Here is a 23332-nt window from a genome sequence, read left to right as displayed (position 1 = left end):
TTATCCGCGCCGAAGTCAGGATAAGAGCTTTTTATTTTTATTGAACAAAAGAATTACTCGCCTTGTGCTTGGTATTTGGCTTTGAGCGAACCTTCATAAATCGAGAATTTGAGGAATTTACATTCCAACGAACCGTTATACAAACTGATTTTGCGGGAAGGGCGCAAGCCAATGTGTTTGATAGCTTCCATGTTGCTGGTCAAAACCCAAACGTCATAGCCTTTGTACTTATTTTTGAGCGTGTCGCCGATAGTTTTATACAAATCCAAAATGGCACGGTCTGCGCCCATGAGCCTTTCGCCATACGGCGGATTGAAAATGGCCACACCTTTGGGCGGTGGTGGCGTGTTTTCTTCAAAACGCTTGGTTTTGAGTTTTACACATTCGTCAATTCCTGTTTTTTCGGCAGCGTACATAGCCAATTCTACATATTTTTCGGACATATCCGAACCGCTCAACGTATATTCCCAATCGTGATTAATGCGTTCGCGGGCTTCGGCACACAGTTTTTCCCAAAGTGCTGCATCAAAATCAGGCCAATTTTTAAACCCAAAATAATCGCGCAACAACCCAGGGGCAATGTTCATGGCAAAAAGTCCCGCTTCCGTAACGATAGTGCCAGAGCCACACATCGGGTCGGCAAAGTTAGATTGGCCGTCCCAACCCGTCAGGCGTACCAGCGTAGCGGCCAATACTTCATTGAGTGGGGCTTCGTGTTGGCCGCCTTGTCGGTAGCCGCGTTTGTGCAACGACTCGCCCGAACTGTCCAGAGCCACACTGCACACATCGCCCAAAATGTGCAAGTGAATGCGTACCGTTGGGTGGCGCAAATCCACCGACGGCCTTACGCCTTCGCAACGTTCACGAAATTGGTCGGCTATCGCATCTTTCGTTTTGAGCGAAACATATTGAGAGTGATTAAAATAATCCGAACCCACCACACTATCAATCGCAAAAGTATCGTGTTCGGTAAAATATTTTTGCCAAGTAACTTTCTGGATTCCTTCGTAAAGTTCGTCCTCGTTGCGCGCCTTAAACTCATGTATCGGAATGATAATGCGCAAGGCCGTGGCCAAATACAAATTTGCTTTGTAGAGCAATTCTTTGTTGGCCGTAAAACTTACGGCGCGATTCAATATCTGTACGTCGGTTGCGCCAAGAGCCGTGAGGTCGTGGGCTAAAATTTCTTCTGCACCAAAAATAGTTTTGGCAATGGCCTTGTATTGGCTTGCTAACATGAGTTTTATTTTCTTATAAAAAATTGATTTTGAATAAATTATCTATCCACTTCGCCCATCATAAAATCCAGCGAGCCGATAATGGCCACCAAGTCGGCCAGCATTGCCCCCGAACTGATAGCCGAGAGCAAAGATAAATTAACGAAAGACGGCGCACGTACTTTACAGCGAACAGGCGCATCGGCGCGGCCATCGGTTCGGAAAAAGAAACCTAATTCGCCACGTGGATTTTCGGCGCGAGCATAAAAATCCATTGCTTGCGGACGTATTTTTTTAGGCACAAAAGCCTGTGGATCAAAGTCGCGCGTGCGTTTGTGGTCGCCTTGCAAGCGGTCAAGGCATTGCTCAATAATTTTGACGGATTCTTTGCATTCGCAGGCACGCACATAGGTTCTATCCCAACTGTCGCCGAGCGTTCCCATTTGCCCCGTACCTACGGGAACATCAAAGTCCAATTCGGGATACACGGAATAGCCATCTACTTTTCGCAAATCAAAACGCAAACCCGAACCACGCAACACTGGCCCCGAAGCTCCGTAATTGATACCCACTTGCAGCGGCAAAACGCCAACATTGGCCGTACGATGCACAAATATTTTATTGTTTATCAACAAGTTATCTATTTCCGTAAGTTTGGGTTTTAGATAATTGATAAACTCGCGACATTGCTCCTCGAAACCTACGGGCAAGTCATAAAACAAACCACCAATCCAAATATAGTTGTACAACATTCGCGCCCCCGACACCCATTCCAATAAGCGTTGAATATGTTCGCGGTCGCGCATCATCCACAAAAACGCTGTAAATGCGCCCATGTCCACGCCATACGTCCCGATAGCCACAAAATGCGAAGCCAAGCGGTTCAGTTCGGCCACCAAAACCCGTATGTATTCGATGCGCGGCGGCAGTTGTTTTTCAATTCCCAGCATTTTTTCAACCGCCATCGCGTAGGCGTGTTCGCTGTTCATAGCGGCCAAATAGTCCATTCTGTCCACATACGGAATAATTTGGTTGAAGGCTAAGGCTTCGGCATGCTTTTCAAAACAACGATGCAAATAACCCAAATGCGGCACTACGTCCACGATTATTTCCCCATCACAAACCACCTCCAAACGCAAAACACCGTGCGTGGAAGGATGTTGAGGCCCCAAATTAATCACCATCTCATGCGATTTGAGTTGTTCGGGACGGTATTTGTTCGGGACGGAGGTCAGTAATAAATCGGAATGGGTCGTTGCGTCGGGCATGGGATTAATATTTGAGTGCAAAGATAAAGCAAATTGCCTCCCAAACAGAAATATTCATTTCTTCTGCGCTTGGGAATTAAAAGCAGTGCGTTTGTGGTTTAGATAACAGAAAGAAACTTTCTTTAACAAAGATTTGAAAATCAGATGACAACAAACGTAAATTCTGCCCAAGCCTCGCGCATGAAAGTAGAGATTTGGAGCGATATAATGTGCCCGTTTTGCTATATCGGCAAGCGTAATTATGAAGCGGCCATCAGCCAATTTGCAGGCAAAGACCAAGTGGAAGTGGTTTGGAAAAGTTTTCAACTTGACCCCACCATCCAGCCCGCACCCGACAAAAACGTATATCAATATTTGGCCGAACGCAAAGGCATGAGCTACGCCGAATCTGTGAAAATGCACGAACGCGTAATCGCCATGGCGCAAAGCGTCGGTTTGGAATACAATTTTGATAAAGCCGTCATCGCCAACTCTTTCGACGCGCACCGACTCATACAACTGGCCAAAACCAAAGGCTTGGGCGATGCCGCCGAAGAAAAATTATTTAAAGCCTATTTCACAGAAGGCCAAGACTTTGGAAATCATGAAGTTTTGCTCACGTTGGGAAAAGCCATTGGCCTGACGGAAACAAAAATTAATGAGGCATTGAGCAGCGATTTTTATGCGTATCAAGTGAAACAAGATATTCAGGAAGCTGCCCAAATCGGCGTAAATGGCGTGCCGTTTTTTGTTTTTGATAGAAAATACGCGGTATCAGGTGCGCAACCTTCGCAAGTTTTCTTGGAAGTGCTACAAAAATCGTTTGGTGATTGGCAAAAAACACAGCAGCCCATCAGCACGTTAGCGGGTGGCGAGGCTTGCGACATCGACGGCAATTGTTTATAACGATTTATGTTAGAAGTCTTTATGGTTTCTTATCAATTTATTTTATAATTTGAGAAAAAATCTTAACCATGAAAACAGACGTTTATACCAAAATTCTTTTGACCATTATTGCGGCGTGTTTGGTTATTCAGACCATCCAAAAAGTGGGTTTAGTCCCTGAAGCACAAGCCAGTAGTCCAAAAATTGTACGCGAAGAACCCAAATATGGCTTAGTTCCCGTCAATGCCAATGGCTCGATGGATGTGCGTATTGTGGGCGTGTCCACTTCCGACCGTTTGGACGTAAATATTGAACGCGTGGGCGGCTATTCTGTGTATAACGGAACACTTCCCATCAAAGCGAAATAATCCCAAAAGACAAAAAAGTAGATACGCACTCTCGTGCGTATCTACCATTGTACATATCTGCTAATAAAAATTATTCGGCATCTTCCGCCTCGTCGGCGGCCACTTCAGCCAATTGGCCTTTGTGTGCTTCGGCCAAATCTCTCATTTTTTGGCGAACTTTCTTTTCGATTTCGTCAGACATTTCTGGGTTGTCAGAAAGCAATGTTTTCACAGCATCGCGGCCTTGCGCAAGTTTATTACCTTCGTAAGAGAACCAAGAACCTGATTTTTTGATTACTTCCAACTCCACGCCCAAATCCAAAATTTCACCAATTTTAGAAATGCCTTGTCCGTACATAATGTCAAATTCTACGACTTTGAACGGCGGTGCAACTTTGTTTTTCACCACTTTTACGCGTGTGCGGTTGCCCAACACATTGTCCGCGCCTTCTTTGATTTGGCTCACGCGACGAATGTCCAAACGCACCGACGCATAATATTTCAACGCATTACCGCCCGTAGTCGTTTCGGGGTTGCCATATACCACGCCGATTTTTTCGCGCAACTGGTTAATGAAAATACAGCAGCAGCCCGTGCGGTTGATTACGCCCGTCAGTTTACGCAACGCCTGCGACATAAGTCGGGCTTGCAAACCCATTTTACTTTCGCCCATTTCGCCTTCCAACTCGCTTTTTGGCACCAAAGCCGCCACCGAGTCAATAACGATAATGTCAATAGCACCTGAGCGAATCAATTGTTCGGCAATTTCGAGAGCCTGCTCGCCGCTGTCTGGCTGCGCAATGAGCAAGTTTTGGGTATCAATTCCGAGTTTCTCGGCATAAACGCGGTCAAAGGCGTGTTCGGCATCAATGAAAGCCGCCAAACCGCCCATTTTTTGCGCTTCGGCGATGCAGTGCATGGTGAGGGTGGTTTTACCCGACGATTCAGGACCGAAGATTTCCACCACGCGGCCACGTGGCAAACCGCCAATCCCTAACGCCAAATCCAAACCCAACGAACCCGTCGGAATAGCAGCAACATCGGCCACTTTCTCGTCGCTAAGGCGCATTACCGTTCCTTTTCCGAACTCTTTATCGAGCTTGTCTAAGGTGGATTGAAGCATTTTGAGCTTTTCCATGCGCTCTTTATCTGCGGCACTTACTTGAGCCGACTTATCTACTTTTTCTTTCTCTGCCATGATGTAATAGAGATACTAAAATTTGTTTTGATTAATAAAGCGAACAGCACCAGCAAATATAGCTTCTAAAGCAACTCAACACACTGTATTTCAGTACACTATATGGCTGTTTTTGTACCATACAAACTTACTAAATTTCGGCCTGATTTCCTTGTTTTGAGCAAAGAAAATACAGCTTTTTTTAAGGAAAAATAAGAAGATTTGAGTAAACATCGGTATATCAATCATTAAAAGAAAATCGCCATACAATCCTTCTTATCCGAAGTAAATTACATGGCGATAATTATTTTATATTGAAATTATCTTGTCTAAAACTGAAAATAAATAAATGGTTGCAGTTCGGCGGTTTTGACTTGATACAGTACCAACACCACCAGCGCGGCCACCACCGCTTTAAGCGGCATCGGCGTAATGACAAAATAATGAATGAGTTTGTCTTTGCTGCTGCGGGGAATCCAGTGTATCAGGAACGTAACCAGAATCATGAGCAAAACCACTTTGTAAGAACTGAAAATCTGGCCAGCTAATTCGGGTTTGAAGCTAAACGCAATTTGCGAAAGCACTTGCCCGACTATTTCCATATCTGCCGCCCTAAAAAATATCCAGCAGAAAGCCACAAAATGCAAGGTGATGAAACCGCCCGCCAAGCGTTGCAACGTAGTTACAGGTTTTTTGCGGTCAATTTTGAAAATATCTGTATAAAATTTGTGTGCCGCCAACGCCATTCCGTGCAACGCACCCCAAATAATAAAACGTAAATGCGCTCCGTGCCACAAACCGCCCAACAACATCGTAATCAGTTGGTTAAGGTAAGCACGCGCCTTGCCGTGTCGGTTGCCGCCCAACGGAATGTACAAGTAGTCGCGCAGCCACGAGGACAGCGAAATATGCCAACGTCGCCAAAATTCGGTAATGTTGGCCGACTGGTACGGCGAATCAAAATTGCGGTTGAGTCTAAAGCCCATCAGCAAAGCCACACCAATGGCAATGTCCGTGTAGCCCGAAAAATCGCAGTAAATTTGGATAGTGTAGCCATACACCGCCAACAAATTTTCCAGCCCCGAATACACCAACGGGCTATCAAAAACCCTGTCCACGAAATTGATAGAGATATAATCCGAAATCAAAATCTTTTTGGTAAGCCCCACCAAAATCAGCCAAACGGCGTGGCCAAATTCGTATTGGCTCAACTCAAAACGGCGATAAATTTGTGGAATAAAATCCGAAGCCCGCACGATAGGCCCCGCCACCAATTGCGGGAAAAAACTCACAAAAAAAGCATAATCCAAAATGTTATCCACTGGATAAATTTCTTTGCGGTAAATATCCACACAATAACTAATCGACTGAAACGTATAGAACGAAACGCCCACAGGCAAAAAGATTTTGTGAATGTCGAACTGCTGCCCAAACCATTGATTTGCAGCCAACGAAACTATATTTACGGGATGCAACTCACTGCCCGACAGTGAGTTGATAATATCGGCCAAAAAATATGTGTATTTGAAATAACCCAAAATAGTAAGGTTCACGATCACGCACAAAGCCACATACAATTTGCGAAGCGAGTCTTTTTGTTCTTTGTAAATGAGCTTACCCATCAGGTAATCCCAGCCCGTCGTGAACAACAATAGACTTACAAAAAAGCCGCTTGATTTGTAATAAAAAAACAGGCTGAACAGCAACAAAAATATATTTCGTAATGTTTTCTGAGTGTAAGAGAACTGAAAAAACAGCAAAACCAAACCAAAGAACAGCCAGAACTGCGCGTTGGTGAATATCAAAGGATTATTTTCGGAGTAAGAAAAAAAAGAGAACACGATACTTTTAATAAAATTGAATAAGCCACAAACTTAGTAAATCTGTGGAAGAGTTACTACTTTCGCGGCTTGATTAGGTTGCCCAAATCAGAAACATACTACAACTACTAATAATTTTTTATATAACAAAAAAACAATTTCCTTGATTATGGGGACTAGTAAGCCTATTCTCTATTTTGTAGGTTTATCTTTCGGTAATTTGGAGCAACTAAACGAGTACTACGAGGTATCTCACTTCCCGTCGCCTGAGGGACAGAGTTTAAGTAATTTGCCTAAACCGACGCTTTGGGTAGTAGCTTACAAGTTATTAGATTATATTCCAGACCATTTGAGCCAAAACATCGTGGTGGTGTGTGATAAACACCAAGAAGAAGAAGCTCTTTCACACACTTACTTAACAGATGTAATTTGTCGCGAAAATTTAAGCATCAAAAGACTTTGGTTCATTATTGAAAAAGCAATAAAACAAGTCTCCCGTGCGCAAAAGCATCTCGAAGAAAAAGACTGGTTGAGCATGATAGCTCAAAGCACGACGGACATTGTTTTTATTCTAAGTCCTTCAGGTGCAATATTGTACATTTCGCCATCAGTAACCAATATTTTGGGTTACCTGCCCGAAGAGCTTACCGAAAAATTGGCATGGGATTTTATTCACCCCCGAGAACGCAGCGAAGTATGCGAAATATTTAACCGCAAAGAATGGGATAAGACGCGCAGTGTCTATTTTCCAGAACTTCATTGCCGTAGCAAAACGGGAGAATGGATTCCGATGGAAGCATTTGGCGGAAGACTTTCGGCGCAAACCCAATTAGATGGCCTTATTTTTAGCCTTCGGGACGTAACTACGCAAAAGCAAACACAAAAGCAGCTTACTTATACGGAGCATATTATTTCCCAAATTAAGGAAGCGATCATTGGTACTAATGCCCGTGATGAAATTACCTATATGAACCCTGCTGCCGAAACGTTGTATTGTACAACCTCGAAAGAGGCCATAGGCAAGTCGCTTTCTGAGTTGCTCACCATGCATTGGTTTGACCCCGAACAAGAACAAAAATTTGAAAGAGATACTCAAAGCTTAGGCTACTGGCAAGGCGAAACCATACATGTCGGTAGCACGGGAGAGCATATTTATGTGGATATGAGCCATAACACTGTATCTTATACAGATGGAAGCCTCGAAAAACTTTTGGTTATTCGGGATATTAGGGAAAGTAAAAGCAAAGATTTTCAATTGAGTGTCAGCGAATTGCGTTTCAGGAATTTGGTTGAATCTATTAGCGATTTGGTTTGGAGTACTAATACCGAAAGTGTATTTACCTACATCAGCCCTGCCGTAGAGCAAGTACTTGGCTATTCGCCCGACGAAATAATCGGGAAACCGACTTGGTTGCTAATGCCCCTTGTAAATGTAGATCAAAACATGGCATATTTTCAGGAAGTAAAAAGCAGGCGCGGATCTTTTTCTTTCTATCAATTACAATTTTTAACCAAAGACGGAAGCACAGTAGTGTTAGAGATGTCTGGTACGCCTTTATTCAATTTCAAAAACGAATGGATTGGTTATCAAGGCATTATGCAAGATATTACGCAGCGCATCAACAGCGAAAATCAACTGAATCGGAATTTGCGCGAAAAAGAAACACTCATCAAAGAAATACATCATCGCGTAAAAAATAATATGCAGATTATTTCAAGTTTGTTGTTTTTGCAAGCCCAAAAAATACAGGATAAAGCCATTTTAGAACTTTATGCCGACAGCCAACGCCGCATCAAGGCGATGGCTTTGGTGCACGAAAAACTGTATCAGTCGCCAGACCTTTCGCGAATAGAGTTTAATAGTTACCTGCAAAGCCTTGTGAGTATGTTAGCCAGCTCGCACCGTAGTAGTCATGTAGAACTTATGGCCATTGCTTCCGAAACGTTATTGTATTTGGATATTGAGACGGCCATCCCTTGTGGACTCATTATCAATGAGTTAGTTTTAAATTGTTACAAATATGCTTTTCCTGATGGTCGTGATGGAAAAATTTACGTAACCTTTCACCAAGACGAAAAAACAGGTTTATATCAACTTAAAGTTTATGACAACGGCATTGGGTTACCCGAATTTGTCATGGAAACTTCTACTTTAGGCATGCCATTGGTAAAAGGTCTTGCAGGCCAAATCAATGCTACGTTTGAAACTTATAACGACAACGGTGCAGTGTTTGTCATTACTTTTTCCGACAAAACCAGCCGCGAAATGCCAAGCAAAGCATAAAAACAAAAGCCCCCAACTATCACACCGATGGTTGGGGGCTTTTTCTTATTACTTGATTAATTTCTGATACTTTTCAGTTTTGGTTGGGTCGAGTTGCGACAATATATTGTAGGCCGATTGTTTTTCTTGTGGCGCACCATCCGAAAAAACATTGATTAGCTCGTTGGCTTTGGCATCAAAAAAGTTGTTCAGCACCAAACAAGATGGCTTTTGTGTATTGACAGTTTTTATTTTGTTCAAAACATCTAAAATCACTGTACGCGACTGTTCTGGATTTTGCAAATACGTGTCCAGTCCCAAGCGATAATAATTATAAAGCCCTTCGCGGTACGGCGTAACTTGCTGATTGAGCATATTTTCCAACAACCAATAACGGCATTTTGTCCCGTCAAAAGCCTGCCAGCCTTTGCTTGTACCTTGCGAGCCATTGGCCATGATTACTTGTGCTTTATTGTAATACGGTTTTCCGCCCAACTTAGAGAACGTGTCCGCATCGTAGCCCAGCATCACATATGCATAAAACGCCAACAAAGACGTAAGATCATTGGTATAGGTATTTTCGTTAAATTCCATAGGCTGGCCTTCTGTGTATTGGAATGCCCAATCTTGGTCTAAATAATTAAATACCATCGTCTCATAGCCAGAGCCGTACACGGGTCGCGCCGACTGGATTTGCGCCGTAGCCTTGTATTTTCCTACCCCCACCACTTCCGTAATGGTAATCAGGATATTACAAGAAATACGTTCTTCGTTGCTGTACGTGTCCGTAGTCCAGCGGCGTAAGTTCATAAAATCAATAATCGAACGCTTCATTTCCACAAAAACGCGGGTGTCCACGCTTTGCGCCTTGTCGTCATTGATATTGACATTACAGTTAAATTCTTGTGCCTGAGTAGCCACAGCCACGCCACAAACCAACGCCAACGAAAGAAAATATTTACGCATCATCACAGTTTTTGCCCAGTTTTTTGGTTTTGGGTAAATTTTGTTACTAACCAATTTCAATGACCACATCAGCTGTAAGCGGGTGGCTCACGCAAGTAAGAACGTATCCAGCATTGAGTTCATTGTCCGAGAGACCTTCTCTTTCGTCCAAATGCACTTTGCCCGACTTGCACTTGCCTCTACAGGCCGTACACAAACCGCTTTGGCACGAATACGGCAAATCTATGTCTTTGTCCAAAGCCGCTTCCAAAATTGTTTGGTCGGGTTGCACTTCAAACGCGTGCGTTTCGCCATCGTAAATCACCGTTACGGTACGCGTAATAATGCCTTGTTCTTCTACGGCGGCTTGCTTGGCGGCCTCGTCTATGCTGCTAAAGAAACTTTCGCGGTGTACGTTGGCTTTGGCTACGCTCTTACTGGCCAACAAATTCTGTACCGTGTCCATCATTTCTTGCGGGCCGCACATAAAATATTCGGTGCTTTGCACAGGCATCGCGGGGGCAAGCTGATACAACAATTCGTCCATCAATTCTGTACTAATACGACCTTTCGCGCCGCTCCATTGCGCAGGCGGCTGCGTGAGCGTATGCACCACGCGCAAACGCGTTGGGTACGAGGCTTGCCATTGTTTGAGTTGCTCATAAAACATGATGCTTTCTTCCGTGCGGTTGCCGTACACCAACGAAACATAACTGTTTGGTTCGTTTTGCAACACTTCTTTCAGTATCGCAAAAAGTGGCGTAATGCCGCTCCCCGCACCCACCAACACAATATGGCGTTTGGCGGCGGTTTCGGCTTTGAGCGCAAAATTGCCCATCGCAGGCAACGAAAGTAACGTATCTCCAGCTTTTAGGTTTTTAGCTAAAAAATTAGACATCAAGCCATTAGGCACTGTTTTAACGGCAATCGTAGGTTTGTCGGTGCTGCTCGGTGCGCTACAAAGCGAGTAGGCTCTGCGTACTTCGTGGCCGCCAATCGGGGCAATAATGGTCAGAAACTGACCCGCCGTATATTCTAAATTTTGTTCAAAAGCAATGCTAACTGCTTCGGGTGTTTCTTGCACTACCGCCGCCACTCGAAGCGTAATCGGGTTTGTACTCATAATTTCGTAGGTTCTGTTTGCTAAATGATTAGCAATAATTGTTGTGTTAATATTTAGAATTTGGTGTCAATAATTTCTTTCTATATTTCTTTAACGAAACGTCTAATCGACATAAAAAATGTTATCGGGGTGAACGGCAGGCTGACCCGTCAGAGCCAAATACACTTGCGCCACCAATACTACATCGTGGCGGGCAAGGTCTGCAATTTTAGGTAAATTTTCTTCAGGATTTTGATAATAAAAAGCCGAAACTTTGTCGTGCTCCAGCGTATCTTCAGGCATTTGCGGCACGCCAAGCAATTCAGCCAACAAAACCAAAGGCGCGTAACTACGACGGTCGCCAAAACGCCACATTTCCATGGTATCCAACAAAGGCATTTCCCAAGGCTTGCGCAAAGGCGAGTACAACAGTTCAGGAATGGGCATTTGATGTACAGCCATGCGGCGACACAAAAACGGAAAATCAAATTCGCGGCCATTGTGCGCACACAACAGCGTGCGACGCACATCGAAGCGTTTTTGCCCCAAAAGCATGACAAATTGTTGCAAAATACTGGTTTCGTCTTTGCCCGTAATGGCTTTGCTACGCAAACACCATTGGCCGTATTCGTCTTCGTAAAAATAAGCAACCCCGATGGCCACTATTTGCCCAAATTCTGCCAACAAGGCCGCTTTCTGGTCGTACCATTCGGCGGGCTGCAAAGCAGATTTTTCTTCTGACCAATAAGCGGCTTTTCTGTCCCACATTTTTTGCATGGTGGGCGAAAGTTGTGCATAATTGGCTGTAACAGAAGTGGTTTCTATGTCCAAAAACAAAATGTCTTTAAGTTTCGGCTTGTTGTTGCTCATCGGGGTTTTTAAGTTTTATTCAATTTAGTTTGCAGAAGTTTCTATAGGCGTAAGTGGCACCAACACACCATCTTTCAACACAGGAATAACGCTGTATTGGTCGGGTGTAAGGCAAAACTTAATGTCTTCTGTAATGTTCAAATTATGCAGGCGGCTCACGTGCGAAGAAGCCGACAAAAACGTAAGCATATCTTCTTTTGCACTATCGTACAGTACTTTAGCCAAAATTGGTGCGTCTGTCGCGAAGCTATATTCATTTTCCAACAAAGCCACCAAAGCCCCCGCATAAAGCGTGTCTTCGGCGTTGGCCATGCCCTTCCAGCCCGAACAAAGCAACACCACATCGTTTGGCAGCGTGTGCAAATATTCGGCTACAGTCGTTAGGTTCAAAAACGAACCAACTATAATTTGTTCGGCTTCGCGCGAACGCGCAATGGCCGTTGTGCCGTTGGTGGTCGTCATGCCGATCGTCTGACCCACCAAATACGATTCCATGTAGCTAAAAGGCGAGTTGCCAATGTCAAAACCTTCGGCTTTTTTGCCATCGCGTTCGGCTGCCGTAATGTAACCTGCCGCTTTTAGTTCCATACATTCTTCCAAACTGGCCACTGGAATAATGCCAGCCACGCCATGCGCCATCGCGACCGTCATGCACGAGGTAGCACGCAAAATATCAATTACAACGACCACTTTGCCGCGCATATCAAACAAATGCAACAACTCAGGGCTCAAACAAACGTCAATCTGTTTCATCAGAAATCTAAAGAAGGGAATTTTTTACAACAAAAGTTTAATTTATTTTGGCGAAAGCCATGCTTCTGGATTTAGGCGGTCTTTTACTTTCCAAATTTGGAATTGAAGTTCAGCTGCACCGTCTTTGTCGGTCATTACTTCTCCAATGCGGTCTTTGGCTTTTACTTTTTGGCCTGCTTTTACCGATACGTCTTTCAGGTTGCCGTACACGGTGAAATAATCGCCGTGAATAATGGTAACGAGCGTACCAGCACCAGGCATATTGGCAATAAAACCAACTGTGCCTTTAAACACTGCTCTTACGTCTTCTCCTTGATTGGTTTGGATATTCACCCCCAAGTTGTCCACATATACACGCGGCAAAACGGGATGCGGTTGGCGGCCAAATTTACCCGAAATAAAGCCAGAGGCCACAGGCCAAATCAGGCGCGATTTATTTCCTGCAAAAGAGTTGGACAATTGCGCCGCTTCGGGCGTAAGGGTAATTTTGTTTTCTTCGGCTACTTCGCGGTTGGCCTCGCGTGCTTCACGCGCTGCACGACGCATTTCGCGGCGCACAAGGTCGGCAATCATGCGTTCCATGCGTTGGTCGGCATCTTGGCGGGCTTGCAAGTCGGCGCGAAGTTCGCGTTCGCGTGCCGAAAGCTGCTGTACGAGTTCTTTTTGTTGGCCTTTGAGTGCTTGCAATTTTTCGTTTTCGGAAAGTTGGGCTACCAAAAGCGTAACTTTTTGCTTTTTCTTGCTCACTAATTTTACTTGCTGCGATTCAAGCGTACGGCTTACTCTACGGATTACTTCCACTTGTTCGCGGCGCATTTCCGAATATTGCTTCATGTATTGCACGCGCATCACCATGCTATTGAAGGTCGGGGCAGACAAAATAAACATGAGGCGATCATGAACGGTAGCTTTGGAGGCCGCATACAGCATAGTAGCGTATTCGCTGCGCAGCTTGGCCATATCTCGTTCCAAAGAAAGTTTGATAATATCTATTTCGGACATATCCTGCGTGAGCAGGTTTATTTCGCTATTGATGGAGTTGATGAGTCTGCGTCTTGCCGAGACCTGTTGGTTCAGGGCATTGAGTTGGCCAATGGTTACTTTTTTCTCGGAAGTAGTTTCTTCCAAAATTCGCCCAGCCTCTTCTATTTTTTGTTGATTCTCCTTTCGTTCTTCTTCGAGTTCGGCTTTGCTTTTTTGCGCCAAAGCCACTGGCGCAGTAAGCAGCAGAGCCGCCAGCCCGAAAAACCATACAAACCGATAATTAGGAAACATACACCTGTGAATTATGCTAATACTACAAGTTGCAAAAGTACCCTAAAATTATCAAAAGAAGTAATGAGTAAAGCTAAAAGTATGTAAAAAGAAAAAGCCAAACATCAGATGTTTGGCTTAAAATGTATTTTTGTACCAGGAGTGGGACTTGAACCCACACAACCTTTAGGGGTTACAGGATTTTAAGTCCTGCGTGTCTACCAATTTCACCATCCCGGCGGCCTTCGTCTAAGCGATTTTAAACGAAAAAAGAGCGAAAGACGGGGTTCGAACCCGCGACCTCGACCTTGGCAAGGTCGCGCTCTACCAACTGAGCTACTTTCGCTTGTGCTTTTCTGCTTTGTTATTGCTGAATTGCGATGCAAAGGTAGGCAGGTTTTTCTAATCTGCAAACTTTTGCTAGAAAATTTTTCGACTTTTTTCTCTATAATCACAAAAAATACTGATTATCAAATTGTTAAATTTTGAAAATTTTTCAAAAAAATGAAGCAACAAAAAATATTACCGCAAAAACACTGCTCTAAACCATTATCTATTTCTTTTTGCTGCAACCAAAATTTTATGTTTTGCTCCATTATTTTTCAGAAAAAATAAAAACAACATGACCACACAGAACGTCTATATCCGAAAAGTAACAGATTGTAGATTGTTTTAGGTGCATGGCAAAAATATCCGAATTGGCAATTAGCAATCTTTTTTAGGAGGCATTTTTGAAAATTTTATAAAAATAAATCCTATTGCACTTATTTTTTTGAGCTAAATCATTACTTTTACAAACCTACAACTACTACGGTAGTAAGGCGAATCCAAACATCAATCCAACAAAATTTATATTTAGCAATGATACAAGTAGTTCCTACCATTTCGATAGTAGACGGAAAAGTGGCGAAACTTTCTTCCTCTGCCACCCTCAATGCGGCTCTTTACGAAAAATCGCCTTTAGATTTAGCCAAATATTTTGAAGACCACGGCATGAAGCGATTGCATTTTGTGGACTTAGACGGAGCAGAGCAACAATCGGTTGTAAATTACCAAACCCTACAAGTAATCGCAGGCCATACCAACCTGAACATCAACTTTAGCGGCGGTATCCGTACCGACGGCGGCATACAATTGGCTTTGGAAAACGGCGCGAAAACCGTAACTATCGCCACAATGGCCGCCAAACACCCAGACGTATTCATGTCTTGGCTCATTTCGTTTGGCCGCGACAAACTGGTATTGGGTGCCGACACGACCAGCGAAGGCCTTATCAAAATCAATAATTGGCATCAGACAACCAACATCAATACTTTTGACCACATCCAATACTACTACGACAGAGGCGTGCAATTCCTCAAATGCACGGACGTAACCCGCGACGGTGTGTTGGAAGGGCCAAACTTTGAACTTTACGAAAAAGTAGTAAAAATGTTCCCGAATATGCGCGTAGTGGCCAGCGGCGGCGTACGTTCAGTAGCCGACATCGAAAAACTCAACGAGTTGGGCGTATGGGCTGTGGTGGTGGCCAAAGCTTTCTACGAAGACCGAATCATGATGAAAGATTTGTCAAAATTTTTGGCATAATTATTTTTATATCAACGTATTACCCAAATCCCTGTGTCGGCGAAAACTGGCACAGGGATCATTTTTTATTACAAAATTTATTCTCCAAAGATGGAAAACCTACAAAAACTCGAAGCCGTACAAGAACGCGACATGGATATTCTTATCCTCGAAGAGCTCGAATGCAACGAAAATTTCAGAACGCATTTTACCAACCAACTTCATTTGCCCGAAATGCAGGAATATGAGGGCGCGTGGCGCAGTGTTACGGATTCAACTTTAGGCGAAACTGATATTTTGGTCAAATACATTAGCTCCGAAAACCAAGTTATTTGCCTGCTGATCGAAAATAAAATAGATGCCAATTTCCAGCCCGAACAGTTCGCGCGATACGAAAAAAGAGGATTAAAATACCTGCAAAGCAACGAATGCGACGCATTTTTTTGCATTCTGATTGCTCCCCAAAAATACATCAGCAATCAAAGCGATTTTGAGATTTGTTTCAGTTACGAAAACCTGATGCAACTCATCGCCAGTGAAGCCACGCCCAGAGCTGCATTTCGCGCCAATCTGGTACAAATCGCTATCGAAAAATCAAGAAGAGGCTATCAGGCCGAGAATTGCGAAGTGGTACAGCGGTTTTGGATGGCTTATTGGGAATACAAAGAGGCAAATTATCCGCTGTACGCCATGAAAAAACCCGAAAGCGTGCCAGAGGGAAGTGATTTTATTGTTTTTAGTATTAGAGAAAACGAAAAATTAAAGTTTCGGCACAAACTAAGACACGGTTTTGTAGAAGTTACTATTCCCAAAGAATTTGGAAGAAAACCGAATATTTCTTTACCCGACCACTATTTTATCAAAGAGTTTGATAAAGGTGCTTTTGCCATTCGGCAAGTTGTCCCCAAGCTCAACAGAAAAGAACCTTTTGAAAATCAAGTGGCGGCTGTACAAGTTGGCTTGGCCGCTTTAGACCAAATGGTTTCCTTCATGAAAGAAAACCATTTGTATCTATAAATTTTTTACACGAAATCTGCTTTGGGCGAAACCAACACTTTCAGGGATTGGGGCTTCATGCTCAGCTCTAAGGTTTTGCCCATTTGCACGGGTTCGCCGTCCAGATGTACGCTTCCCTCCTGCTCGCGTTCCACCACCACGCCGCCACTTTTCCACGTTTCCATAAAATTGGAACGGTGAATATTTTTGGCAAACATGCGCAAACCAATCCCCGCCGCCTGATACAAAGGAAATTGACTCATCACGCACACGTCCATTTTACCGTCCTGAATGTCGGCCAACGGTGCAATAAAAGCATTGTTACCGAACTGGTTGGCATTGGCAAACGTGATAAGAAAAGCCTCGCGCACCTGCGTTTGGTTATCGAAATGCAGTGTATAGCGTTGCGGTTTGTACGAAAAAAACTCGTTGAGTGTCGTGCGCACGTAAGTACTCAGGCCGCGTGTGTGCTGCTGGGCAAACAAATACGCAATATGCGCATCAAAACCCATTCCCGCCGTACAAAAAAACGCTTGGCCGTTCATTTGGCAAGAGTCAATGGTGCGGACTGCCGCCGTTTTCAAGTGCTCAATGGCCGCGAGTTGTGCCATCGGGATTTGTAAATGTCTGGCCAAGCCATTGCCCGAACCCATCGGCAAAATGGCCAATGCGGTATCCGTCCCGACCAAACCCGTCGCGGTTTCATTTACTGTTCCGTCGCCACCAACCGCCAAAACGGCCTCAACGCCACGTTGTGCGGCCTCGCGTGCCAACTCGGTGGCGTGGCCTCTGTGTTGCGTGTTCAAAATTTCTACGTCCCAATGTTGGGCTAAGGTTTTGCGCACAAGGTCAGGGATTTGAGATTTGTCTTTTGTCCCTGCAATTGGGTTAATAATTACACTTAATTTGGGCATGGTTATAGGAGAAAAAGCCTGTACTCAACGCATTGTAGTACAGGCCACTAAGCAGATTTTTATTTAAAATGAAGTAAGGCTTTTTGGGCAACAGTCGTGCCAATGGCCAACGACGAAGTAGCCGCAGGCGAAGGCGCGTTGCAAACGTTGATGATGTGGCTATCTTCCAAAATCAAGAAATCGTCTATCAGGCCGCCCGTGCGGTCGCAGGCTTGCGCTCTTACGCCCGCGCCACCTTCCACCAAATCACTTTCTTGTATTTCGGGAATGAGTTTTTGCAAGGCTTTCGTAAAAGCAGCTTTGGAGAAAGAACGGTAATATTCGCCCAAACCCGTTTGCCAATATTTGGTAGCAACTTTCTGGAAACCTGGCCAACGCACCGACTCCCAAAATTCCGTCCAGTCAAAATCTGTACGTTTGTAGCCTTCGCGCTTAAAAGCAAACACCGCGTTTGGACCTGCCTCTACGCCGCCTTTCATCATGCGCGTAAAATGCACACCCAAAAACGGAAAGTTCGGGTCGGGTACAGGATAAATCAAGTTTTTAACTAAATATTCTTTCTCTTTTTTCAGGACATAATATTCGCCACGAAACGGAATAATTCGCACGTCCAAAGAAGGTTGCCCCAGAGCCGCGATTTTGTCGGAATACAAACCCGCGCAGTTGATAACCAAGCGAGCCACCAACGTTTTGCGGTCGGTTACTACGTCCGAAACATTGGTTTGTTTCTTAATATCCAGCACTTTATGGTTAAAAAACAAACTCACGCCTGCGTTTTCCAGCAGTTTGGCGTATTTCTGCGCCACTACTTTATAGTTCACGATGCCCGTATAAGGCACGTGCAAACCCGCCACGCCGTTTACGTGTGGTTCGTATTCACGCATTTCGGCTACGTCTATTTTGCGGGTTTTGGTAAGGCCGTTGGCAATGCCGCGTTGGTAAATATTTTCGAGGGCTTGCAACTCAGATTTGTCGGTTGCAACCACGATTTTGCCGCACAAATCGAAAGGCACTTCATGTTTTTGGCAAAAGTCAATCAGTTGCCAATAGCCATCTATGCAATTTTTGGCCTTTAGGCTACCAGGTTTGTAATACAGTCCCGAATGGATTACGCCGCTATTATTGCCAGTCTGATGGCGTGCGGGTTCGTCTTCTTTCTCTATAAGGGCGATGTTGAGGGTCGGCTCACTTTCTTTCAGGCGCAAAGCCGTAGCCAGTCCCACGATGCCACCGCCAATAACTACAATATCATAAGTCATTGTCTGGAAAGGTTATAAAGTTTTGGTAATGCGTTGTTTTTTTTGACAAAAGAATTTATTCCCAAAGTGGATAATGCTCCAATTGCACTTCTTCTTGGAAAAAATATTTGGTTGAGTGTTCAAACGATTCTGTGTAATCCGATACATAAAAACGTTTGGTTGGTTGCGGATTTTCAGTGCGCAACAAATTATTTTCTGCTAATAAATTTTGTAAAGATTCGGCCACAATAAGCGAAGAATCAAGCACTTGTACATTTTCTTTGTAATACGACTCGATGTCGTGTTTGATAAGCGGATAATGCGTACAAGCCAAAATCAGGGCTTGAATATCGGCCAACACAGGCGAAGAAAGATATTCGTTGATAATGTTTTGACTAATGTTATGATTGAAAAAACCTTCTTCAATCATGGGCGCGAGCAGCGGCGTAGCCAACGAACAAAGCGTAATGTCGCGGTCTAACTCATCGGTTTTTTTTCGGTAAATATTAGAAAAAACCGTCTGTTTCGTGCCAATAAGTCCCACGCGCTGGCCTGCATAATGCTGCCCCATGTACCGAATAGTAGGGTCTATCACATTCAGGACTTTTGCTTTGCTGCCCACGTATTCGCGCACCAACTCGTAGGCGGCAGCCGAAGCCGAATTACAAGCAATAACGATGGCTTTTACCTTCTGTTTGAGCAACATATCGCAGATTTTGACCGAATAGGCCTGTATCGCTGCGGTGGATTTGTCGCCGTAGGGCAAATGCGCCGTATCGCCGAAATAAATAATATTTTCGAGGGGAAGAACTTGCGTAATGGCGTGGGCAACCGTAAGCCCGCCAATGCCGCTATCAAATATGCCAATGGGCTGATTAGCCGTATTTTCCATAAATCAAAAAAGATAAACAGGCGCAAAAGTACGGATACTATCCTAATGAACAAGAAGAGAATAATATTTGGCGGCGATAGTTGCGGGAAGTCGGTTTTTATAAAGAAATAGTCATTGATTTTAATTTGAATAGAAATGAAAGATATTATTTTTTCTCGGCCAAGCGCAACGAAAATTCCTTCAAGACTTTGTCGCGTCGCATTCCGATTCTAAATTTTGTTTTGATAAATAACAACATAAATACATTGTATATCATATAAAAAAATGACCCAAACATCGTTCCAAAAAAGATTGTCAGAGTGAAGCCATCTATTATTTTAATACGTTCTGATATAAGCATATAAGCGAAGAGTAAAAAACTTAACGTAAAAACCCAAAGACTAATATTTGCCTTTTTTAGGCTTTTTTTTCTGTCAATTACCAGTTGTTCGACAGGGGCTATTCCTTTCTTTTTTCTTCCCGTAATTCCGTCTATACAAACAATATACTCCTTATTTTCATAAGTATATTTTACTGTCCAAATGGGTACATAACAAAAATCCATTTCGCTTTCTAAACGTCGATATACGCCCATAGCCCCTAGACGCTTAATATAATTCTGCCAAGCGGTTTCTTTGCTCTGCACCAGAGCAGATATATCAAAACCCATACTGTATTTTTCTTCGTAAGGTATAATGAGCGCAGGCTTGACCTTGATATAATCTAAGACACGTAAAGCATTCGGTTCAATACTTTGCGTGTCGCCAGCATAGGTCAATTCATGATATTTTTTAAGTTCTTCTTCATGAAATACCTGAAATGTCCATGTGGGCAAATATTGACCATGAATAAAATTAATCGTTGTTTTTTCGAGAATATCAACAGGAATTGTATTGTTGTTATTGACAAGCCAGTCATAAAACAAATTCTCTATTTGTTTTTTAGAGAGTTGAAATGGAATGATATTGTATTTTATATTTTCAATATATTCTTCCTGAATATCAGATACTTGATTGCACAACTCACAACCTAAACTTTGTGTTTCGGGATTGAAAGTAAGTTTGTTGCCGCAGTTAGGGCAAGTTGTTTTGTCTAATGGAATAATCATTGATTTTAATTTGAATAGAAATGAATAATATTATTTTTTCTCGGCCAAACGCAATGCAAATTCCTTCTGGACTTTGACATATCGAAGCTGTATTCTGCCTTGAATAAATATTGACATAATCACATTGTATAGCAGGTAAATAATTGATAATAATATAGTTATCAAAAGAATTGGTAAAATAGTAACACTCGTAACTTTGGCACGTTCGGATATAAGCATACAAGCGAAGAGTAAAAAACTTAGGGCGAAAGTATAAAAGCTAATCTTTACCTTTTTTATCCTTTTTCTTTCGTTAATTACCAGTTGGTCAACAGGAGCTATTCCTTTCTTGGCTATTCCAGAAACGCCATCTATAAAAACAACATATTCTTGGTTTTCGTAAGTATATTTTACTGCCCAAACAGGCATATAACAAAAAATCATTTCGCTTTCTAAACGTCGGTGTACACCCATAGCCCCTTGACACTTAATATAATTCTGCCAAGCAGTTTCTTTGTTCTGCACCAGAGGAGCTATATCAAAACCCATACTGTATTTTTCTTCGTAAGGTATAATGAGTTCAGGCTTGATGTTGATATAATCTAAGACACGTAAAACATTAGGTTCAATACTTTGCGTTTCCCCAGCATAACTCAATGCTTGATGTTTTTTAAGTTCATTTTCATGAAATACCTGAAATGTCCATGTAGGCAAATATTGACCATGTATAAAATTAATCGTTGTTTTTTCGAGAATATCAATAGGAATGGTGTTTTTGTCATTGACAAGCCAGTCATAAAACAAATTCTCTACTTGTCTTTTTGACAATTGAAATGGGATAACATGATATTTTATATTCTCAACATATTCTTCCTGAATATCAGATACTTGATTGCACAACTCACAACCCAAATTTTGCGTTTCTGGATTGAAAGTAAGCGTATTGCCGCAGTGAGGGCAAGTTGTTTTATCTAAAGAAATAGCCATTAGGTAGCTTTAATAAAGAATAACATTCATAAGAAAGTGTTCAAATATCAAATTTTTAGGATTTATTTCCAATAAAACGCGGCGTAACCCAAAAATTTGGCAATCAGTGCCTAAGTTGTATATTTGCTGCGGCTCTTGGCGGTGTGCAAAGCATTGTTATCAATAACCTGCTTGTACTCAATGCCTCGCGGCTGCCCTATAAAAAACATGCTCAAGTAATACCGATTGTATCAATTACTTAAAATGTCAAACCAATTTACCAAAATCAAGAATGACAAAAGCTACAATAGCAGCAGCGATACTGTTGTCATGGGGAACATTGAGCGCACAACCCAACACACATTATTTAGCAGATGGTAAAAAAATAAGCGTTTATACTACTGCCAAAAACACCAATTTAAAATTAAGTAAAACGGCAGATTTGGCCTTTACCAAATCAGAACAGCCCTTAGAAACAGAAGTTTCTGTATTTGTGGAACCCTCGATTCAGTTCCAAAATATCGTCGGAATTGGCGGTGCTATCACCGATGCCAGTGCCGAAACTTTTGCCAAACTGTCCGCAGACAAGCAAAAAGAGTTGCTAAGTGCCTATTACGATGCCGAAAAAGGCATTGGTTATTCCATTATGCGTACCCATATCAACAGCTGCGATTTTAGTAGCGGGAGTTATTCTTACGTGAAAGAAGGAGACAAAACACTAAGCACTTTTAACATCGCGCACGATAAAAAATATCGTATCCCGATGATTAAGCAAGCTCTCAAGGTGGCCAGCAATCCGATGAAAATGTTTGTAAGCCCTTGGAGTCCACCTGCTTATATGAAAGACAACAACAATATGTTGCGCGGCGGAAAGCTCCTTCCCGAATATTACCAAACTTGGGCGGATTATTTTGTAAAATTCATTCAATCGTACGAGAAAGAAGGAATCCCTGTTTGGGCCATGACGATTCAGAACGAACCAATGGCCACGCAAACTTGGGAGTCGTGTATTTTTACGGCAGAAGCCGAACGCGATTTCTTGAAAAAATACTTGGGGCCAACGATTACCAAAAACTTTCAGGACAAAAAAATCATTGTTTGGGATCATAACCGCGACATGATGAAACAACGCGCCGACGTGATTTTCTCTGACCCCGACGCGTTCAAATACGTTTGGGGTATGGGCTTTCACTGGTACGAAACTTGGTCGGGCGGAACGGAAATGTTCGATAACACCAAAGCCGTACACGAAGCGTATCCGAATGTAAATCTGTTCTTTACGGAAGGTTGCAAGGAAAGTTTCAAGCAAGAAGGCTACCAACTTTGGGACAATGGCGAACATTATGGCCGCAATATTTTGCACGATTTCAACAACGGAACAGTAGGTTGGACAGACTGGAATATTTTGCTCGACGAAAAAGGCGGTCCTAACCACGTTGGCAATTTTTGCTTTGCGCCGATTCACGCCGACACCAAAACTGGCCAGTTGATTTATACACCGATGTACTATTACATTGGCCATTTCTCGAAATTCGTACAGCCCGAAGCCAAGCGCGTAAGCTCGGCGGTGAGCCGCAGCAACCTGCAAAGTGTGTCGTTCCAAAACAAAAACGGACAGGTTTCGACGGTGGTCATGAACGAGACAGACAAAGAAGTAAAATACAATTTGATAGTTGGTGCGCAACGTGTAACCCTCAACATCCCTGCACACGCGATTCAAACACTTGTTTATTAGTCTTTTAATCAAAATTTAATACCCAAAATACAGGAATATAAAGCCCGCAGAACGCAGGTTTTGTATTCCTGTATTACTT

20 protein-coding genes and 2 tRNA genes are annotated in these 23332 nt (G+C 43.1%); 6 read left to right on the top strand and 16 right to left on the bottom strand.

Annotated features, from left to right (window positions below):
* Positions 1-53: 53 nt before the first annotated feature.
* Complete coding sequence (locus BM090_RS15710; RefSeq protein ID WP_091515633.1) at positions 54-1238, bottom strand: THUMP domain-containing class I SAM-dependent RNA methyltransferase; 1185 nt, start codon at positions 1236-1238, stop codon at positions 54-56.
* A gap of 38 nt (positions 1239-1276) precedes the next feature.
* A complete protein-coding gene (locus BM090_RS15705; RefSeq protein ID WP_091515628.1) occupies positions 1277-2485 on the bottom strand; it encodes an NADH-quinone oxidoreductase subunit D in 1209 nt (402 codons plus the stop codon).
* 144 nt (positions 2486-2629) lie between these two features.
* Here BM090_RS15705 and BM090_RS15700 point away from each other — a divergent pair, with 144 nt between their 5' ends.
* Positions 2630-3370: a DsbA family oxidoreductase gene (locus BM090_RS15700; RefSeq protein WP_245756747.1), complete on the top strand. Its 741-nt coding sequence runs from the start codon at positions 2630-2632 to the stop codon at positions 3368-3370.
* Positions 3371-3438: 68 nt separating this feature from the next.
* Positions 3439-3717 (top strand): hypothetical protein, encoded by a 279-nt coding sequence (locus BM090_RS15695; protein ID WP_091515624.1) that lies wholly within the window; start codon positions 3439-3441, stop codon positions 3715-3717.
* A 70-nt stretch (positions 3718-3787) separates the two neighbouring features.
* Here the strand turns inward: BM090_RS15695 and recA are convergent, their stop codons facing one another.
* Both recA and BM090_RS15685 read right to left on the bottom strand, forming a co-directional pair.
* Entirely contained in the window at positions 3788-4834 is a 1047-nt protein-coding gene (gene recA / locus BM090_RS15690) for a recombinase RecA (protein WP_091515940.1), read from the bottom strand.
* Between the two features lie 368 nt (positions 4835-5202).
* Complete coding sequence (locus tag BM090_RS15685) at positions 5203-6678, bottom strand: MBOAT family O-acyltransferase (RefSeq protein ID WP_245756746.1); 1476 nt, start codon at positions 6676-6678, stop codon at positions 5203-5205.
* 184 nt (positions 6679-6862) lie between these two features.
* Between BM090_RS15685 and BM090_RS15680 the strand changes: the two genes are divergently transcribed.
* Entirely contained in the window at positions 6863-8977 is a 2115-nt protein-coding gene (locus tag BM090_RS15680) for a PAS domain-containing sensor histidine kinase (protein WP_091515617.1), read from the top strand.
* Positions 8978-9025: 48 nt separating this feature from the next.
* Here the strand turns inward: BM090_RS15680 and porD are convergent, their stop codons facing one another.
* The 7 genes from porD to BM090_RS15645 all read right to left on the bottom strand — a co-directional run bounded on the left by porD (position 9026) and on the right by BM090_RS15645 (position 14226).
* The gene (gene porD, locus BM090_RS15675; RefSeq protein WP_221405416.1) at positions 9026-9922 is read right to left on the bottom strand and encodes a type IX secretion system protein PorD; all 897 of its coding nucleotides are present in this window, start codon (positions 9920-9922) and stop codon (positions 9026-9028) included.
* Between the two features lie 46 nt (positions 9923-9968).
* The gene (locus tag BM090_RS15670) at positions 9969-11024 is read right to left on the bottom strand and encodes a ferredoxin--NADP reductase (protein WP_091515603.1); all 1056 of its coding nucleotides are present in this window, start codon (positions 11022-11024) and stop codon (positions 9969-9971) included.
* A gap of 102 nt (positions 11025-11126) precedes the next feature.
* Positions 11127-11873, bottom strand: coding sequence for a ribonuclease H-like domain-containing protein (locus tag BM090_RS15665; protein WP_091515601.1), 747 nt, complete (start codon positions 11871-11873; stop codon positions 11127-11129).
* A 24-nt stretch (positions 11874-11897) separates the two neighbouring features.
* Positions 11898-12626 (bottom strand): 2-phosphosulfolactate phosphatase, encoded by a 729-nt coding sequence (locus BM090_RS15660; protein ID WP_091515598.1) that lies wholly within the window; start codon positions 12624-12626, stop codon positions 11898-11900.
* Between the two features lie 42 nt (positions 12627-12668).
* Complete coding sequence (locus BM090_RS15655) at positions 12669-13901, bottom strand: murein hydrolase activator EnvC family protein (RefSeq protein WP_091515594.1); 1233 nt, start codon at positions 13899-13901, stop codon at positions 12669-12671.
* Between the two features lie 133 nt (positions 13902-14034).
* A tRNA-Leu gene (locus BM090_RS15650) sits at positions 14035-14120 on the bottom strand.
* A gap of 33 nt (positions 14121-14153) precedes the next feature.
* A tRNA-Gly gene (locus BM090_RS15645) sits at positions 14154-14226 on the bottom strand.
* A gap of 515 nt (positions 14227-14741) precedes the next feature.
* On the opposite strand from BM090_RS15645, the gene BM090_RS15640 reads away from it, so the two are divergent.
* Both BM090_RS15640 and BM090_RS15635 read left to right on the top strand, forming a co-directional pair.
* Positions 14742-15467 (top strand): 1-(5-phosphoribosyl)-5-[(5-phosphoribosylamino)methylideneamino]imidazole-4-carboxamide isomerase, encoded by a 726-nt coding sequence (locus BM090_RS15640; RefSeq protein ID WP_091515585.1) that lies wholly within the window; start codon positions 14742-14744, stop codon positions 15465-15467.
* A gap of 90 nt (positions 15468-15557) precedes the next feature.
* Positions 15558-16463 (top strand): PD-(D/E)XK nuclease family protein, encoded by a 906-nt coding sequence (locus BM090_RS15635; protein ID WP_143084008.1) that lies wholly within the window; start codon positions 15558-15560, stop codon positions 16461-16463.
* A gap of 5 nt (positions 16464-16468) precedes the next feature.
* Here BM090_RS15635 and BM090_RS15630 read toward each other — a convergent pair whose 3' ends face one another.
* The 5 genes from BM090_RS15630 to BM090_RS15610 form a co-directional block, all read right to left on the bottom strand.
* Positions 16469-17356, bottom strand: a complete 888-nt coding sequence (locus BM090_RS15630) for a diacylglycerol/lipid kinase family protein (protein WP_091515583.1) — start codon at positions 17354-17356, stop codon at positions 16469-16471.
* A 59-nt stretch (positions 17357-17415) separates the two neighbouring features.
* Positions 17416-18615 carry an L-2-hydroxyglutarate oxidase gene (gene lhgO / locus BM090_RS15625; protein WP_091515582.1) on the bottom strand — a complete coding sequence of 400 codons (1200 nt, stop codon included), beginning with the start codon at positions 18613-18615 and terminating at the stop codon, positions 17416-17418.
* A gap of 55 nt (positions 18616-18670) precedes the next feature.
* Positions 18671-19486, bottom strand: coding sequence for a glutamate racemase (murI, locus tag BM090_RS15620; RefSeq protein WP_091515581.1), 816 nt, complete (start codon positions 19484-19486; stop codon positions 18671-18673).
* Between the two features lie 145 nt (positions 19487-19631).
* On the bottom strand, positions 19632-20573 hold the full coding sequence (locus BM090_RS15615; RefSeq protein WP_091515580.1) for a hypothetical protein: 942 nt from the start codon (positions 20571-20573) through the stop codon (positions 19632-19634).
* A 30-nt stretch (positions 20574-20603) separates the two neighbouring features.
* The gene (locus BM090_RS15610; RefSeq protein WP_091515576.1) at positions 20604-21539 is read right to left on the bottom strand and encodes a hypothetical protein; all 936 of its coding nucleotides are present in this window, start codon (positions 21537-21539) and stop codon (positions 20604-20606) included.
* A gap of 271 nt (positions 21540-21810) precedes the next feature.
* Here BM090_RS15610 and BM090_RS15605 point away from each other — a divergent pair, with 271 nt between their 5' ends.
* A complete protein-coding gene (locus BM090_RS15605; RefSeq protein WP_091515573.1) occupies positions 21811-23253 on the top strand; it encodes a glycoside hydrolase family 30 protein in 1443 nt (480 codons plus the stop codon).
* Positions 23254-23332: the final 79 nt, after the last annotated feature.

Source organism: Flexibacter flexilis DSM 6793 (assembly GCF_900112255.1).
Taxonomy (GTDB): Bacteria; Bacteroidota; Bacteroidia; order Cytophagales; family Flexibacteraceae; genus Flexibacter; species Flexibacter flexilis.
Note: the sequence above shows the minus strand (reverse complement) of the source record. Positions and strands in the feature narration are given on the sequence as shown.

What these genes read in the sequence shown, in the direction of transcription:
- BM090_RS15665 (WP_091515601.1), bottom strand. Translation starts at nt 11,873, where the DNA reads ATGAGCAACAACAAGCCGAAACTTAAAGACATTTTGTTTTTGGACATA.
- BM090_RS15695 (WP_091515624.1), top strand. Translation starts at nt 3,439, where the DNA reads ATGAAAACAGACGTTTATACCAAAATTCTTTTGACCATTATTGCGGCG.
- BM090_RS15660 (WP_091515598.1), bottom strand. Translation starts at nt 12,626, where the DNA reads ATGAAACAGATTGACGTTTGTTTGAGCCCTGAGTTGTTGCATTTGTTT.
- BM090_RS15680 (WP_091515617.1), top strand. Translation starts at nt 6,863, where the DNA reads ATGGGGACTAGTAAGCCTATTCTCTATTTTGTAGGTTTATCTTTCGGT.
- BM090_RS15635 (WP_143084008.1), top strand. Translation starts at nt 15,558, where the DNA reads ATGGAAAACCTACAAAAACTCGAAGCCGTACAAGAACGCGACATGGAT.
- BM090_RS15700 (WP_245756747.1), top strand. Translation starts at nt 2,630, where the DNA reads ATGACAACAAACGTAAATTCTGCCCAAGCCTCGCGCATGAAAGTAGAG.
- BM090_RS15705 (WP_091515628.1), bottom strand. Translation starts at nt 2,485, where the DNA reads ATGCCCGACGCAACGACCCATTCCGATTTATTACTGACCTCCGTCCCG.
- porD (WP_221405416.1), bottom strand. Translation starts at nt 9,922, where the DNA reads ATGCGTAAATATTTTCTTTCGTTGGCGTTGGTTTGTGGCGTGGCTGTG.
- murI (WP_091515581.1), bottom strand. Translation starts at nt 19,486, where the DNA reads ATGGAAAATACGGCTAATCAGCCCATTGGCATATTTGATAGCGGCATT.
- BM090_RS15610 (WP_091515576.1), bottom strand. Translation starts at nt 21,539, where the DNA reads ATGGCTATTTCTTTAGATAAAACAACTTGCCCTCACTGCGGCAATACG.
- BM090_RS15640 (WP_091515585.1), top strand. Translation starts at nt 14,742, where the DNA reads ATGATACAAGTAGTTCCTACCATTTCGATAGTAGACGGAAAAGTGGCG.
- recA (WP_091515940.1), bottom strand. Translation starts at nt 4,834, where the DNA reads ATGGAAAAGCTCAAAATGCTTCAATCCACCTTAGACAAGCTCGATAAA.
- BM090_RS15615 (WP_091515580.1), bottom strand. Translation starts at nt 20,573, where the DNA reads ATGATTATTCCATTAGACAAAACAACTTGCCCTAACTGCGGCAACAAA.
- BM090_RS15655 (WP_091515594.1), bottom strand. Translation starts at nt 13,901, where the DNA reads ATGTTTCCTAATTATCGGTTTGTATGGTTTTTCGGGCTGGCGGCTCTG.
- BM090_RS15605 (WP_091515573.1), top strand. Translation starts at nt 21,811, where the DNA reads ATGACAAAAGCTACAATAGCAGCAGCGATACTGTTGTCATGGGGAACA.
- BM090_RS15710 (WP_091515633.1), bottom strand. Translation starts at nt 1,238, where the DNA reads ATGTTAGCAAGCCAATACAAGGCCATTGCCAAAACTATTTTTGGTGCA.
- lhgO (WP_091515582.1), bottom strand. Translation starts at nt 18,615, where the DNA reads ATGACTTATGATATTGTAGTTATTGGCGGTGGCATCGTGGGACTGGCT.
- BM090_RS15630 (WP_091515583.1), bottom strand. Translation starts at nt 17,356, where the DNA reads ATGCCCAAATTAAGTGTAATTATTAACCCAATTGCAGGGACAAAAGAC.
- BM090_RS15670 (WP_091515603.1), bottom strand. Translation starts at nt 11,024, where the DNA reads ATGAGTACAAACCCGATTACGCTTCGAGTGGCGGCGGTAGTGCAAGAA.